Source organism: Lutibacter citreus, assembly GCF_003260195.1.
Classification (GTDB): domain Bacteria; phylum Bacteroidota; class Bacteroidia; order Flavobacteriales; family Flavobacteriaceae; genus Lutibacter; species Lutibacter citreus.
Genome location: NZ_QEIH01000002.1, coordinates 416,421 through 431,492, shown reverse-complemented (window position 1 = coordinate 431,492; position 15,072 = coordinate 416,421). Strand labels below are relative to the sequence as shown.

Here is a 15,072-nt window from a genome sequence, read left to right as displayed (position 1 = left end):
ACTCAATCAAAATTAAAAAAATTAAACTAAAGTAAATAATGATTAAAACAGCATTAATAACTGGAGCATCAAGTGGAATTGGAAAAGAATTAGCTATAATACACGCTAAAAAAGGAGGTGATTTAGTTTTAGTAGCTCGTAGAAAAGACAAATTAAAAGAACTTAAACAAGAATTAGAAACATTATATAAAATAAAGGTTGAAATTATTTCAAAAGATTTATCAAACATAAGTGCTTCTCAAGAAATTTTTGATGAAGTAATTAAAAAAGAGATTGAAATAGAATATTTAATAAACAATGCAGGATTTGGAGCTTTAGGTAAATTTCACGAATTAGAATTAGATCGTCAAATTTCTATGATTAACCTCAACATAACTGCATTAACAGTTTTAACCCGATTATTTTTACCTGAATTTGTTAAACGTAATAGTGGTAAAATATTAAATACTTCTTCTACAGCAAGTTTTATGCCTGGACCTTTACAAGCTGTTTACTTTGCCACAAAAGCTTACGTTACATTCTTTAGCAATGCACTTTCTGAAGAATTATACAACACTAACATTACGGTAACAAACCTAATGCCGGGAGCAACTGAAAGCGAGTTTGGAGCAACTTCAGGTATGGACAAAACTGAAATGTTTAAAAAAACAGCATCATCGCAAAGTGTCGCTGAAGATGGTTATAAAGGAATGATGAAAGGAAAAATTGATGTGATTTCTGGTCTAAAACCTATGGAGAAAATAATGATGGCTATGATACCTTTTATGCCTAAAAAAATGGTTTTAAAACAAATTCGTCAAATGCAAGAAGTAAAATAATGATAAAAACATTTTTAAAAGTATTAAAAAAAACAATGATTGGAATTTTAACCATAGTAGCTATTGCAACCCTAGGTGGAGCTGTATTTATTAATGTGAGTCCACAATTTGGAGCAAAATCATCTAAACTAAGTTTAGAACGAATTAAAAAATCTCCAAATTTTTTAAACGGAGTTTTTAAAAATCAACAAAAAACACTTCAAAGTACAGGTTTTAAATTGAAAACAATTCCTCAATTTTTTACTGATGGAAATAACAAAATTCCAAAAACTGAACTACCTTTTGATAAAATAACAAAAAAATATTTTAACAATAAACCTCAACAACCAAGAATTACTTGGTTTGGGCATTCTGCTTTACTTGTTGAAATGGAAAACTTAAATATTTTTATAGACCCAATGTTAGGTGAAGTTGCTGCTCCTCACCCTTTGTTAGGTTCAAAAAGATTTAATAAAGAATTGCCAATCTCAATAGATTCATTACCGAAAATTGATATTGTATTAATTTCTCATGATCATTATGACCATTTAGATTATGGTTCTATTGTTAAAATGAAAGATAACGTAAATCTATTTTATGTTCCACTAGGAATAAAAGCTCATTTAGTTACTTGGGGTGTTGAAGATTCAAAAATTAAAGAATTTGACTGGTGGGAAAGTATTAATTTTAAGGGAATTGATTTTACCTCAGCACCAGCTCGTCATTTTTCAGGAAGAGGAATTACAAATAGAAACAGTACACTTTGGTGTTCTTGGATCTTAAAATCTGAAAATAATTCTATCTTTTTCAGTGGAGATAGTGGCTACGGAAAACATTTTAAAGAAATTGGAAAAAAATACGGTCCTTTTGATTTTTCTATGGTAGAATGCGGACAATACAACGAACAGTGGTCTCAAATACATATGACACCTGAAGAAACAATTCAAGCATCTGTAGATCTACAAACAAAACTAATGATGCCAATACATTGGGGCGCTTTTAAATTAGCATTGCATAGCTGGGATGACCCTATTATAAGAGCTACAAAAAAGGCTACAGAATTAAATATAAAAATAGCGACTCCTAAAATTGGAGAATCTATAGTGTTAGATAAAGGAAGTTATCCAACTTCAAAATGGTGGGTAAATAATTAAATTAATATAGTATGATTTTAGTATTTAAAACAAACATTTTCCTTCAATTGGAAATACACGTAAGAGCAATCTTAGATAGTTTAAAAATGATCAATAATGTAGATTTTGATTTTGAAGATTGTGATAATATTTTAAGAGTTGAAGTTTCAAAAAATATTTCTTCAGAAATTGAAACCCTATTAAACTCTAAAGGTTTTTCATGTGAAGAGTTGATTTAAAATTATAATATTAATTTTCAGAATATAAATAGCTGAATGCTTTTTAAATATCTGCTTTATAAAACTCATATATCTTAATATACAAAAAAGGTTATTTCGTAAATTTAAGAAATAACCTTTTTTGTAATCAAAATTCTCTTAATCAAGTCTTTAAGTATATTCCATTAATTTCGTTCAATTTTTAATACATAGGCAAAATCACAAGGTTTTTGCTTAGGGAATTGAACAACCAAGCCTTCTTTGGTTTGTTTCCATTTAAGTTGTTCTTTAGAACCTAATAAGCTTACTTTATGAATGTCTCCGGGGTATAATTTACCATTTGAACCTAAAGTACGTATGGTAATTTCATTTCCTGGCCACTCCATACAAATTGCATATAAATTTTTACCATTTTGAGTAAAACGGATATCCTTTACAGTATATTTAGGAATGTGTTCCCCATGATCTTTTCCTTGTCCGTGATGTCCTGGATTGGTTACTTCAGTAGGACCTTCACCAAAGAAAACCCACGGCATGGTATTGTAAATAGCTTCTCCATTTATTTTTAACCAAGCTCCCATTGCGTAGAGTTCTTTTTTTACTTCAGGAGCAAACGTACCATCCGCCATTGGGGGAACGTTTAACAACATGCGTCCATTTTTACTGGTCATATCTACCAACATGTCAATTAAAGTTCCGGCAGGTTTCACTTTGTTTACCGGATTGTAAAACCACGTAGATTGCCATTCAAAATGACGTTGCATATTCACATCTGCCATCCAAGGGTTGTATTGCAAACCAATTAAATTACCATCTTCAATATCGCGCATTCCAATTCCAACAGGAACATCGTGACTTTTATAAATAAACTCAACGTCTTTTTTCCATTCCAAACCTTTGTTAAAGTAATAACTAATTAATTTTTGTTGATATTTTTCTGGAGCACTTATAAGTTCATTTTTTCCCGTAGGTAATAATCGTCCGTTTTCAACATACCCTTTTAATTCAGTGACTACAGTACCTCCAAAACCAGTATCAAACCAAATCATATCTGGTTGGTATTTATTAATAGCTTCCGAAATACGATCATACCAACCATCAAAAATATCGTTTGAAATTCTTCCATTGTTTGAATTTGAATAAGCAGAATGATCTTCATTAGGATTTAAATAAACAGGGTTTTTATAAGAAAGTGTTCCCCACATACGTTCCCAAAAATTACCTGTATGAAATGATGAAATAATAGGCATTTTTCTTTTTCGAAGCTCTTTAGCCAAAGCACCGTAAATATCTACTTTTGGACCTTTTTTTACTGAATTCCAATCGGTAAGATCACTATCCCAATTTAAAACACCACTTCCGTGCCAAGCAACGGGGCCTCCAAATTGTGCTCCTGCATCTTCAAATAAATCTACCCATTTTTTTGCATTGAATTTTTCACCCTTCCATTTTTCAATAGCCTCTAAACGAGTCATTTCTTTATTTTTTGAAGCTACTTGAACTGTTTGTGGTCCCCAATGACAATAAATTCCAAATTTCATACCATCCAACCATTCTGGCATATTGTGTTTTCGTAATGATGTCCAGTTTGCCTCGTATTCTTGTGTGTTTTTAGAAATTTGTGCATTTAATGGAACTACCATCATTAAAATAAGTACATAAAACAATGTTGCTTTTTTCATCCTTAAAATTTAATTGTTGTTAATGATTTCTTTGTTTATAATATTCCCATCTACATTGCGATGAATAAATTATATAAAAGGAATGTTGTTTAATCAAATATACTTATAACACCCTTAAAATCATAAAAAAAACAACTATATAAGAACTACATTCTTGTTAAATAAACTTACATTCTAACAATATTTACCAAGGAGTTGAAAAGTATAAATTTAGCAGGTTCATACTTTGAAGTAGCTCAAAAATATGAAGGTTTACTTTATGTGAATGCGCTGTACGGTCATATAAATAGATAAAAAATAAATAGTTGTATTTAAACACAGTTCATTCTGAATGAAGTGCAACCAAATGAAGAATCTTTTCCAAATTGGAACGTTATATGCTGCACTATCGTTCAGAATGATAATTTAATCTAATTATTACCAAGCAAATGTTTCTAACACTTCTTTTTCCGTTATAGGATTTGTTTTTATAGCCTTATTAATTTCACCTAAAAATAGTTCTTTTGCTTTTGGGAATGGTCCTCGCATTGGCGAAATATTATTTCCGTGATCTCCCCAATAGAACGTTTCAAAATTCATATTTTCTAGTAAATACTTTTCCTCTTCTAAAATTTGCATTGGTGTTGCTTGTACAAACTCACCTGAATTTAATTCTCTTTCTAATTCTGTTCCTGGCTGAATTGCCAAAGCCATTGGTGCAATTTGTTCAGGTTTCATAATGTTTAACAAACGTGTTGTTTCAATAATATGTTCTTTTGAACGGTATTTACCACCCATCCCAAAAATAAATGATGCCAAAACTTCAATTCCTGCAGCTTTTGCTTTTTCCATTCCTTCAACAGCTTGTTCAAAAGTCATTTTCTTCTTTATCTTTTCAAGAACAATTGGATCTCCAGATTCTAAACCAACATAAGCCATTACCACACCAGCCTCTTTTAATTGTTTTAATTCTTCAACCGTTTTTCTTCTGAAATCATTTAATTCACTATACAGTGCAATTCGCTCTAATTCTGGGAATGTTTCGGTAATTTTATTAACAACTTGCAATAGAAATTCAGTTTTTAAAACCATTACGTTTCCATCAATTAAAAATATTGATTTTACTTCAGGATTCATTCTTCTCGCTTCTTCAATATCTTTATAAATATCTTCAATTTTTCTTCTCCTGAATTTTTTATCTGTAAACATATCGCAGAACGTACAATTATTATTGCTACATCCTATAGTTACTTGTATTAGTAAACTATTTGCCTCTGTCCAAGGTCTATATACTTTTCCTTCGTAATTCATAATTCTTATTTTTTAATTGTTATTCTAAATAAAGAACAACAAAATGAAGATTCTGTTATCAATTGAACGTGAGATTCTTCGCTGTCATTTAGAATGACAGCTGTTTTTTAGATATAGTTTGTCATTCCGAACTTGATTCGGAGTCTCATTATGAGACCCTGAAACAAGTTCAGGGTGACGTTTATTTGAATATGATAATTATGCTAAAACTTTTTCTGTAAACTCAATAAGTTGCTCAATTTTAGCTTCGTTATAAGCATCAGGATGTGCATTACCATAAGAACCTTGGTCATTATCAAAATACTTTCCTGAGTTGTTTTTATGGTCTTCCGAAGTTGCTAATTCAAACAAAATGTCTGCACCTTTATCTGCTGATGACCAAGAATTTCCAAATGCTTCTTGTACCATTTTTGTGTTTAATAATGAACCTGGATTTACAGGAATTACAATTATTGTTGGTTCTTTTTTAGCTAAATAGAAATTCCACATAGTTAAAGCTAATTTGCTTTGTGCATAAGTTGCGCCTTCAGATTCATTTTCAACTCCCGCCAACGTTTGTAATGAAACTGGCGCTTGAGCAGCTGAACTTAAACTAATTACACGAGAACTATCACTCTTTTTCAACAATGGTAATAACTCATTTGTAAGTACATACGGCGCAAAATAATTTATCACAAAACGCATATCTAATCCCTTATTGTTACTTACTGAAGCACTGTTATAAATACCTGCGTTATTAATCAAAACATCTAACGTTGGCACTTCTTTTCTCACTTGATTTGCCATTTGTTTAACTGCATCCAAATCTGAAAAATCAGCTACAAATCCATTTATATGCTCGTTTTTAGTAATTTCTTTTATTTCTGAAATAGTAGCAGAAAGTTTTTTAGCATTTCTTCCATGTACATAAATAGTATGACCTTCATTTGCTAACTTAATTGCTGTTAGTTTTCCTATTCCGTCTGTACTTCCTGTTATTAAAATTGTCTTGCTCATTTTATCAATTTTTTGATTCTGTAATTTAAAATTATTTTGTAAAACCTCCATAGGTTTTCATTAAAACACTTGCTCCACCAACAGCTTGTTTCAATTCTGGAGTTAAATTTCCATATACATTAAAACTTGTCATTTCTGCGGCTTCCATAAAAAGTGAAGCATATTTAGACCAAGTTTCTAAATGTTTTAAAGCAGCATCTGTATTTTTATAACGTTCATAAATGTGAATAGTTACTCCATCTTCAGCAATAAACCATTCGTGATTTAAAGAGCCTTCCTCTTCATAAGTGGCTTCAGTAATCAGTTTCATTACCACCTTGTATTTTTCTTCATCTTTTATTTTCCCATCTACTGTCCAAGCGATATTTTCTGATAATTTCATAGTTACTTTTAATTTAAATTAACGGTGGTTGAGCGTAATAACATTCATCTAATTCATCATTCATACTGCGCTCAAATCACCGAAAGTGTAATTAATCTACAAAGATCTTTTTTACGTGAATTGTATCCATATATTCTTTAATCTTGATGATTTTCCCGTTAGAAATTTCAATAAAGAAATGATATAAATTTTTATAGATTTTACCATTGGTTAATTCACCATACGATTCTACTTCATTCGCAACACGGTTATCTTCCGCAGTAAAACCTAACATTTTTAATTCTAATCCTTTTGGAATGGCAACTTTTACATTTTTAATCAATTCGCCAATTCCATTTTTGTCCATTTCTCCTGAAACTGGAAGTTCCCCTTCAACTCCCATTGATCTCCAAACTACATTATCATCTAAATAAGTAAAAGCTTTTTCTATATCGGCAGCAGTGAAACTCTCCCAAAATTCACGTACTAATTGTTTGTTTTCTTCTGTATTCATAATCTAATTAATTAACTCCTTGTAATCCCATTAATAAATTTTCAAAATCACGTTGGTTTTCAATATCATTTTGGAAACCAGTTTCATCTGCTAATGTAAAACGCTTAATTGCAGGTGTTTTACTTGTAGCTTGGTACAACCAATAAGCTTCTTCTTTTAAAGCTTCTTTAATTGGTAAATCAATAGAAGCATAAACTGTGCGTTTACAAGCTTCAATAGAATCTGATGGAAATTGAGACATTCTATTTGCTAAATCTTCAACAAAAGGTCCAATTTTATCAGCATCTAAAGCTCTATTTATTGTTCCGTAAGCTTCAGCTTGATCAGCATCAAAATCTTTTGCCGATAAAATTATTTCTAACGCTCTACCTAATCCAACTTGACGCGCCATACGAGATGATCCACCCCCACAAGGTAAAATTCCCATACCAACTTCCATTTGCATGAATACAGCTTTTCCTCTAGCTGCAAAACGCATATCTGTTGCTAAAGCAAATTCGTGACCTCCACCACGTGCAAAACCTTCAATTTTTGAAATTGTTATTTGTGGTAATTCACTAATGCGTTGTAATACTTTTTGTAAATCTAATAATTCAACATCTTCTCTAGATACCGCTACTGTAGACATATCTTTTAAGAAATTAGTATCGGCATGTGCTATAAAAATTTCTGGATGTGCAGATTGAAAAACAACTACTTTTATACTTCTGTCAGCCTCTAAAGATGCGGCTAAATCATCCAACTCTTTAATCATTGGAATATCCTGAATATTTACCGGTCCATTATCAAAAGTTACCCACGCTTGTCCTTCTTTTTCTTCTACTTTAAAAGTTTCGTATCCTGATGTTTTCATTTTTTATAAGTTTTAATGGTTTATTATTTTCTTTGTTTTTATTTACAGGACAAAATTACCACGGTACTCAAGATTGAGTCGGGTAAAAAACAAAGTGATACTAGTAAAAAATGAGGTTTGTTTAGTTTTTTGCGTTTAATCCTGCTCTAAAACAGCCTAAAGTCATTCCTTTATAAGCTAAAAATGTTTTGTTTAAGTGGCTTGCATCGGTAAAACTAAATTCTGAAGCAATTTCAGAAAAATGTAAGTCGGTATATTTTAAGCGAGTTTCAACCAACTTTAATTTATAGTTCAGTTTGTACTTTTTAATACTCATATCCATACTTTTTTTAAAGTATTGATTGAGATAGTTTTCTGAAATATTAAATTCTTCGGCTAAAACTTTATTGGTTAATAATTCTGGCTCGTAAATATGGGAATGGATATAATCTATTATTTCTTGAATTTTTGAAGACTGCGGAGTAGATGAAATTTCAGTAGTTGTTTGTCTTATATTTCTTGCAATCATTTGTAAAATGATAGACAATGAGTTTTCAACAATTAAAATATCGTTAGACTGTTTGTTTAAATATTCTTTATGAAGAATTGTTACCAATGAAGCTAAATTTACTTTATCAGATTCCGATTGAAAATCTAGTTCTCTTAATTGATGACTTTCGTTATTTAAAATTCCCTCAATTTTTCTGAACCAATTATTAATTGGTAAATTAACGTTTGCTTGAGATGGGCCAGTAAAAAAGCTCTTTAAAAACTTAATGGTAGTTGTGGTGGTAGCTGAACTTGGCTCTACTACATAAACATCATCTGGTACAAAAACAAAAAAAGTATTTGGGTAATAGGCTACCTTGTTACCATTTATTTTAATGCAACCCTCTCCTTCTTCAAAATGTAGAATTTCAAAAAAACGAATACTTGTGTATTGACAAAATTCAAAAACACTCATTTTACTGTAGTGTTGAATTAACATGTTTTCAATAATAGTTCTTGCCATAGGTCAAATTTAGTTCATTTTCGTCTAATAACTTATTCTGACAAAAAATGGTTTAAAACGCACTAAAGTATTTAGGAACTAATAAGGTTATATAACTCAAGAAAAAAAACTCATTAAAAGTTAAAACTCAAATATTGTGATTAAAAAATCATTTGTTATATCAATTGTAGAAATCATTTACCAATTTTACATCAAAATTAAAAACATGTCAAGAGTATTAAAATTAATGGTGTTAGTTCTTTTTATTTCATTTTGGAACTGCAGTAGTTCTTCTAGCGATGATATTGAAGAAAATATAGAGCAAGAGCAAGTAGATAATAATCAAGACAATGTTGATGAGAATGAAGATAGTGAAGAAGAGAATCAAAATGAAGAAGGAAGTCAACCTACATTCTTAGATAATCAAGATCCAAAACCTGCTAATAAAAAATGGGTAAAAGTTGAAGTTTTATCTGATGAATTTGAGAATGAATTAGATAAAAATAAATGGTCTCCAACTCCTAAATTAATATATAATGGTGAAGACAGAGGCTGGTATGGTTCAAAAAGATCATTGTTTCACGAAGATAATGTAAGCATAGCAGATGGCTATTTAAGAATTGAGGGCAAAAAATTTGATAGCCCAAAATATTCTCCAAAAGATAACACAAGTAATCCTCCAGTACGAAATTATGGAGGTGCTTATGTGTATGGAAAAAATTTAGCTGAACCAGGATATTATATTGAAGCAAGAATGAGAGCAAGTCAAACAGCTATGTCTGCTGCATTTTGGTTAAAAACCGAACCTATACCTTGTGGAGAAAACCTAAATTTTGGAGAAAACCTTGAAATAGATATACAAGAATGTGTAGGTGTTTTTACAGGAGAAAAAGGTGATGATTGGACTAATGATGATTGGGCAGTAGATTCTCAATGGGATAAAATTTTTCATTATAACACACATAGGCATAGCAATAGTTGTAACAACATTGATAAAAGAGAAACTAAAGGAGGAAAATTAAGTCTTGAAAAGAATAACTCTGAAGAATTTCATATTTATGCAGCCTATTGGTACCCTAATGGTGATAAAGTAGACTTTTTTATTGACGGAAATCTTATTAAATCAGTTACACCTGTAATTGCTTTTAAAGGCCCATTACGTTTAATAATGTCAAGTAATTTTTACGATTGGATTAAAGAAACTACCAAAGAAGAAATGGGATTCGATAAGCCTAAAGAAGATCGATATACAAAATTTGATTGGGTTAGAACTTGGAAACTTGAAGACAATTAAAGTGTTTTAATATAGAAGAAACTAAAACTCAAACTTTAATTGCACAGCAATAGGTTTTTCAATTGTTTTTTTCGAATGAATATTTAAATTAGTTACCGAAATACCCAATAAACGAACAGAATTCATTACCTTTTCTTGAAACAACAATTCTTTTACTGTTTCTAATAAAACCGCTTTTTCTTTAATAAAATAAGGCAACGTTTTACTGCGAGTTTGTGTAGTAAAATCGCTGTATTTTATTTTTAGAGTAACTGTTTTACCTGACACTTTAGATTTTATTAACCGCTTTTCTAATTCTTCTGAAATTACTTCTAACTTCTCCATCATAAATATTTCAGAAGTTAAATTTGTCATAAACGTATGTTCTGCGGCAACCGATTTTCGAATCCTATTTGGTTTAACTTTACTATGATAATTTCCTCTAACCAAATTAAAATAATGCTCACCCGAACTTTTAAAATGTTGTATTAAAAACGCTTTATCTTTTGATTTTAAATCTTTACCGGAAAAAATTCCAAGATTATACATTTTAGCTGCTGTAACCTTACCAATACCAAAGAATTTTTTTATAGGTAATTCTTCTAAAAACGGAATTACCTCTTCAGGTTGAATTGTTTTTTGCCCGTTCGGTTTATTAATATCAGATGCTATTTTGGCAATAAATTTACTACTTGAAATTCCTGCAGAAGCATTTAAATGCAACTCATTAGCAATACGTTGCCTAATTTCTTTAGCAATCATACTTGCCGATGGATTACCTTTTTTATTTTCGGTAACATCTAAATACGCTTCATCTAAAGAAAGTGGCTCAACCAAATCGGTATATTCATAAAAAATAGCTCTAATTTTTTGGGAAATTTCTTTATAACGATCAAACCGAGGTTTAACAAAAATAAGTTGTGGACAATTTTTTCGAGCAATTTTTCCGCTCATTGCAGAACGCACACCATATTTACGAGCTTCGTAACTAGCTGCAGATACAACACCTCGCTCTTCACTTCCACCTACAGCAATAGCCTTTCCACGTAAATCTGGATTGTCTAATTGCTCTACAGAAGCATAAAATGCATCCATATCAACATGAATAATTTTTCTATTTACAAACTCCTCTTTCACTTTATAAAACTACAAATAACCTCTAATAAATTGCTATATTTGTTTCTATACTTATCATAAAATTATAAGTTTTTCTTATGACTAAAAACCAAAAATACGCTCAAAATTTAATCGATTTTATTTATGAGAGCCCAAGTCCATATCACGTAGTTAAAAATGTAAAAGAAATACTTTTAACCAAGGGTTTTTCAGAATTAAAACTAACAGAAAAATGGACTATACAGAAAGGTGAAAAATACTTTGTTTGCCAAAATAATACTTCTCTATTTGCTTTTATAGTAGGTCTAGAAGAAATAGAAGATAATGGGTTTAAAATTATTGCCGCACACACCGATTCTCCTTCGTTTAAAATAAAACCTACACCAGAAATTTCAGTAGAAGATAAATATGTAAAATTTAATACCGAAGTTTATGGCGGTCCAATTTTAAATACTTGGCTAGACAGACCTTTATCTATTGCAGGTAGAGTGAGCGTAAAAAATAAGGATATTCTAAATCCAAAATCGTATTTGGTAAACATTAACCAACCAATTATTACTATTCCTAATTTACCAATTCATTTTAATAGAACTGTAAATGAAGGGATTGAACTTAATAAACAGGTTGATATGCTACCCGTTACAGCTATTATTAATAAAGAAATTAACATAGATTCAATTTTATTAAATCGTATTTCAAAAGAAATTAATGTTACAAAAGAAGATATTTTAGAAGTAGATTTAAACCTATACGATGTTACAAAAGGGAGTATTATTGGAATGAATAATGAATTTATTTCATCCGGTAAATTAGATGATTTAGCAATGGTTCATGCTAGTTTAACCGCTTTTAGCGAAGCATCAGCTAGTAAAGCAACTAATGTATTAGCGTTGTTTGATAATGAAGAAGTTGGTAGTAGATCTAAACAAGGTGCCGGTTCTCCAATTTTAAAAGATATTTTAACTAGAATTGTTTCAGTTCAAAATAAAAACCAAGAAGATATACAACGTGCTATTTATAATTCCTTTATGATTAGCGCTGATATGGCGCACGCTTTACACCCAAATAGACCAGAAAAACATGACCCAATAATAAGACCAATTATTAACAGTGGCCCAGCTATTAAAATTGAAGGAAATCAAAAATATACAACAGATAGTGATTCTGGAGCTGTGTTTGAGATGATTTGTAAAGAAGCTAATATTCCGTATCAAAAATTTGTGAATAGGTCAGATATGCGAGGTGGCGGAACGCTAGGAAATGTGTCAGCAGGTCAATTAGCTATCCGCTCTGTAGATGTTGGAAACCCAATGTGGGCTATGCACTCCGTTAGAGAAACTAGCGGTGTAGATGATCACACATTTATTACCGATGCTTTTAGGTGTTTTTATAAGATCTAATTAACTCTTTTCTTTTTTAGCAATATTGGTTTTAATACAACCCAGCTTGCAAAAATGATAAGTGAAATATAACACATTGGAATACCCTTAAAAGTTTTTGGCCATTGGACTTTATTTAATAATTGTCCTAAAGTTCCAAATACGGCAATTGCTAAAGCTGTTAACGTGAATAAAAAATAAACTACTTTACTCCAATAAAAAATATGAGTAATAAAAGGCACTAATAAAAAAATGAAAATAATATAATATAACAAGCAGGAATTCCTCCAACATCAGGACAGGTTCCTGCTTGTAATTTTTTTATAATCTAAAAATAAATAATTGTTTCCTTCTAGATAATTTTATAATATTTTTAGAAGTGTAATAATGGCTAAAACCCCTGTTAAAACACTTAATATCAAATTCAAATTTTTAGATATTACTTTGGCTTTTCTCAAAACAATTACAGCATAATTTGCATACAAAAAAAGTAATGAGAATGTTCCAAATGCTGATCCAACTACAAAAATGATAATATTTTGTTGAGAAAATTGTAACCATCCCGCTACATCTAATGCAGTTGTAACTCCACAATAAAAAGGAATAGAAAACATATTTAAAGTTGAAAGTAGCAAACCAACAATAAAACTATTTCCCTTTTTTTCTTTTACTAAAGAAGTTGAATCTTTACTCTTTTTTGAAACGTTATAAAAATAGATAGAAAGCATTGTAAAAACTACTATTGCAATTATATGAAGTATATTCAAAAATTCAGAATTCCCTCTTAAAAACTTAGTAAACAAAATTGCAACATATGCCTGAATTAAAACAATTATTGAAACTCCAATAGCAAATTTAAATGCCTCAAACTTACTTTTATTTATGCTAATTTTTGCAGCAGTCATATTTAACATACTTGGAGGTATAGTACCTAAAAAAGAAGCAAGAAACCCAAGTGAAAAATGTAATAATATCCCCATTAAATAATTGTAATTAATAAACAGTTTAGCTGGGTAGTCGAGAAAACAAGATTAAAATTACAGTATAAATTAAGTAACAAAAAAGGGTTACCAATTGGTAACCCCTATACTAATATATTTTAATTTGCTTAAATTTAGATTACTCCTAAATCTAACATAGAATCGGCTACCTTAATAAAACCAGCAATATTAGCTCCTTTTACGTAATTTATATAACCATCTTCTTCTGTTCCATATTTTTCACAAGCTGTGTGAATTGAAGCCATAATTTGATGTAATTTAGCATCTACCTCTTCTCTAGTCCAATTAATTTTCATGGCATTTTGAGACATTTCTAAACCAGAAACCGCAACTCCCCCAGCATTTGCTGCTTTACCAGGTGCAAATGGTATTTTGTTGTTATGAAACAAATCTATTGCTTCTGGAGTACATCCCATATTAGAAACCTCAGCTACATATTTTACACCATTAGCTATTAATTGCGCAGCATCTTCACCATTTAATTCATTTTGAATTGCTGATGGCATTGCAATATCACATTTAACTTCCCAAGGTTTTTTCCCTGGATAAAATTTAGCTTCGGGATACTCATCTACATATGGTGAGACTATATCATTATTTGAAGCTCTTAAAGATAATAAATAATCAATTTTATCTTCATCTAAACCATCTTTATCATAAATAAAACCATCAGGACCCGAAATTGTAACTACTTTTCCTCCAAGTTCAGTTACTTTTAAAGCAACTCCCCAAGTAACATTTCCAAATCCAGACAAACAAACTGTTTTTCCTTTAAAAGAATCGTTTTGAGTTTTTAACATATCTTGTGTAAAATAAGAAGCTCCAAATCCTGTAGCTTCAGGACGGATTAATGAACCTCCCCAGTTTAGTCCTTTTCCTGTTAAAACACCTGTGTTTTCGTGCTGTAGTTTTTTATACATACCGTACATAAAACCAATTTCTCTACCTCCAGTTCCAATATCTCCGGCTGGCACATCAGTACTTGGTCCAATAACGCGCCAAAGTTCTAACATAAAAGCTTGACAAAAACGCATAATTTCAGCATCTGATTTTCCTTTTGGATTAAAATCAGAACCTCCTTTTCCTCCACCCATTGGCAAGGTTGTTAATGCATTTTTAAATATTTGTTCAAATCCTAAAAATTTTAAAATACTTAGGTTTACACTAGGGTGTAATCTAATACCACCTTTATAAGGTCCAATTGCATTGTTAAATTGTACCCTATATCCTAAGTTAACGTGCACATTTCCATCGTCATCCAACCATGAAATCCTAAAGGTTAAAATCCTATCAGGTTCAACCAAACGCTCAATTATTTTAGCTGCTTCGTATTGAGGATTTTCATTATAAATTGTTTCTATAGACTCTAATACTTCATGCACTGCTTGCAAGTATTCTTTTTCTCCTGGGTGCTTAGTTTCCAGGTTTGTCAATATTTCTTGTACATTCATAAATTCACTTTTATAGCCTATTTTAAATTAGGTAAATT

Annotated in this window: 15 protein-coding genes; 5 read left to right on the top strand and 10 right to left on the bottom strand. The window is 30.6% G+C overall.

From position 1 onward, the window contains the following. The first annotated feature begins 38 nt into the window (after positions 1–38). The 3 genes from DAD81_RS04905 to DAD81_RS04895 are packed head-to-tail and all read left to right on the top strand — an operon-like array spanning position 39 to position 2,169. Positions 39–818 (top strand): SDR family NAD(P)-dependent oxidoreductase, encoded by a 780-nt coding sequence (locus DAD81_RS04905; protein ID WP_111707118.1) that lies wholly within the window; start codon positions 39–41, stop codon positions 816–818. After that, entirely contained in the window at positions 818–1,951 is a 1,134-nt protein-coding gene (locus DAD81_RS04900) for an MBL fold metallo-hydrolase (RefSeq protein WP_111707117.1), read from the top strand. The genes DAD81_RS04905 and DAD81_RS04900 overlap by 1 nt, the downstream gene beginning before the upstream one ends. Positions 1,952–1,962: 11 nt before the next feature. Further along, positions 1,963–2,169: a hypothetical protein gene (locus tag DAD81_RS04895; protein ID WP_111707116.1), complete on the top strand. Its 207-nt coding sequence runs from the start codon at positions 1,963–1,965 to the stop codon at positions 2,167–2,169. Positions 2,170–2,333: 164 nt separating this feature from the next. Here DAD81_RS04895 and DAD81_RS04890 read toward each other — a convergent pair whose 3' ends face one another. The 7 genes from DAD81_RS04890 to DAD81_RS04860 all read right to left on the bottom strand — a co-directional run bounded on the left by DAD81_RS04890 (position 2,334) and on the right by DAD81_RS04860 (position 8,835). Further along, the gene (locus DAD81_RS04890; protein ID WP_111707115.1) at positions 2,334–3,830 is read right to left on the bottom strand and encodes an alpha-L-fucosidase; all 1,497 of its coding nucleotides are present in this window, start codon (positions 3,828–3,830) and stop codon (positions 2,334–2,336) included. A gap of 417 nt (positions 3,831–4,247) precedes the next feature. Then, positions 4,248–5,120, bottom strand: coding sequence for a radical SAM protein (locus DAD81_RS04885; protein WP_111707114.1), 873 nt, complete (start codon positions 5,118–5,120; stop codon positions 4,248–4,250). Positions 5,121–5,318: 198 nt separating this feature from the next. Continuing rightward, a complete protein-coding gene (locus DAD81_RS04880) occupies positions 5,319–6,116 on the bottom strand; it encodes an SDR family NAD(P)-dependent oxidoreductase (protein ID WP_111707385.1) in 798 nt (265 codons plus the stop codon). A 31-nt stretch (positions 6,117–6,147) separates the two neighbouring features. Then, complete coding sequence (locus tag DAD81_RS04875) at positions 6,148–6,498, bottom strand: putative quinol monooxygenase (protein ID WP_111707113.1); 351 nt, start codon at positions 6,496–6,498, stop codon at positions 6,148–6,150. 91 nt (positions 6,499–6,589) lie between these two features. Further along, complete coding sequence (locus tag DAD81_RS04870; RefSeq protein WP_111707112.1) at positions 6,590–6,991, bottom strand: nuclear transport factor 2 family protein; 402 nt, start codon at positions 6,989–6,991, stop codon at positions 6,590–6,592. A gap of 7 nt (positions 6,992–6,998) precedes the next feature. Continuing rightward, the gene (locus DAD81_RS04865; protein WP_111707111.1) at positions 6,999–7,844 is read right to left on the bottom strand and encodes an enoyl-CoA hydratase/isomerase family protein; all 846 of its coding nucleotides are present in this window, start codon (positions 7,842–7,844) and stop codon (positions 6,999–7,001) included. 121 nt (positions 7,845–7,965) lie between these two features. After that, on the bottom strand, positions 7,966–8,835 hold the full coding sequence (locus tag DAD81_RS04860; protein ID WP_111707110.1) for a helix-turn-helix domain-containing protein: 870 nt from the start codon (positions 8,833–8,835) through the stop codon (positions 7,966–7,968). Positions 8,836–9,040: 205 nt separating this feature from the next. Here DAD81_RS04860 and DAD81_RS04855 point away from each other — a divergent pair, with 205 nt between their 5' ends. Further along, the gene (locus DAD81_RS04855) at positions 9,041–10,108 is read left to right on the top strand and encodes a family 16 glycosylhydrolase (RefSeq protein WP_111707109.1); all 1,068 of its coding nucleotides are present in this window, start codon (positions 9,041–9,043) and stop codon (positions 10,106–10,108) included. Positions 10,109–10,129: 21 nt separating this feature from the next. Here the strand turns inward: DAD81_RS04855 and dinB are convergent, their stop codons facing one another. After that, entirely contained in the window at positions 10,130–11,224 is a 1,095-nt protein-coding gene (dinB, locus tag DAD81_RS04850; protein WP_111707108.1) for a DNA polymerase IV, read from the bottom strand. Positions 11,225–11,301: 77 nt separating this feature from the next. On the opposite strand from dinB, the gene DAD81_RS04845 reads away from it, so the two are divergent. Continuing rightward, positions 11,302–12,603: a M18 family aminopeptidase gene (locus DAD81_RS04845; RefSeq protein ID WP_111707107.1), complete on the top strand. Its 1,302-nt coding sequence runs from the start codon at positions 11,302–11,304 to the stop codon at positions 12,601–12,603. 341 nt (positions 12,604–12,944) lie between these two features. On the opposite strand, the gene DAD81_RS04835 is transcribed toward DAD81_RS04845, so the two are convergent. After that, the gene (locus DAD81_RS04835; RefSeq protein ID WP_111707105.1) at positions 12,945–13,562 is read right to left on the bottom strand and encodes a LysE family transporter; all 618 of its coding nucleotides are present in this window, start codon (positions 13,560–13,562) and stop codon (positions 12,945–12,947) included. A 134-nt stretch (positions 13,563–13,696) separates the two neighbouring features. Continuing rightward, positions 13,697–15,034 (bottom strand): NADP-specific glutamate dehydrogenase, encoded by a 1,338-nt coding sequence (gene gdhA / locus DAD81_RS04830; protein ID WP_111707104.1) that lies wholly within the window; start codon positions 15,032–15,034, stop codon positions 13,697–13,699. Positions 15,035–15,072 lie beyond the last annotated feature (38 nt).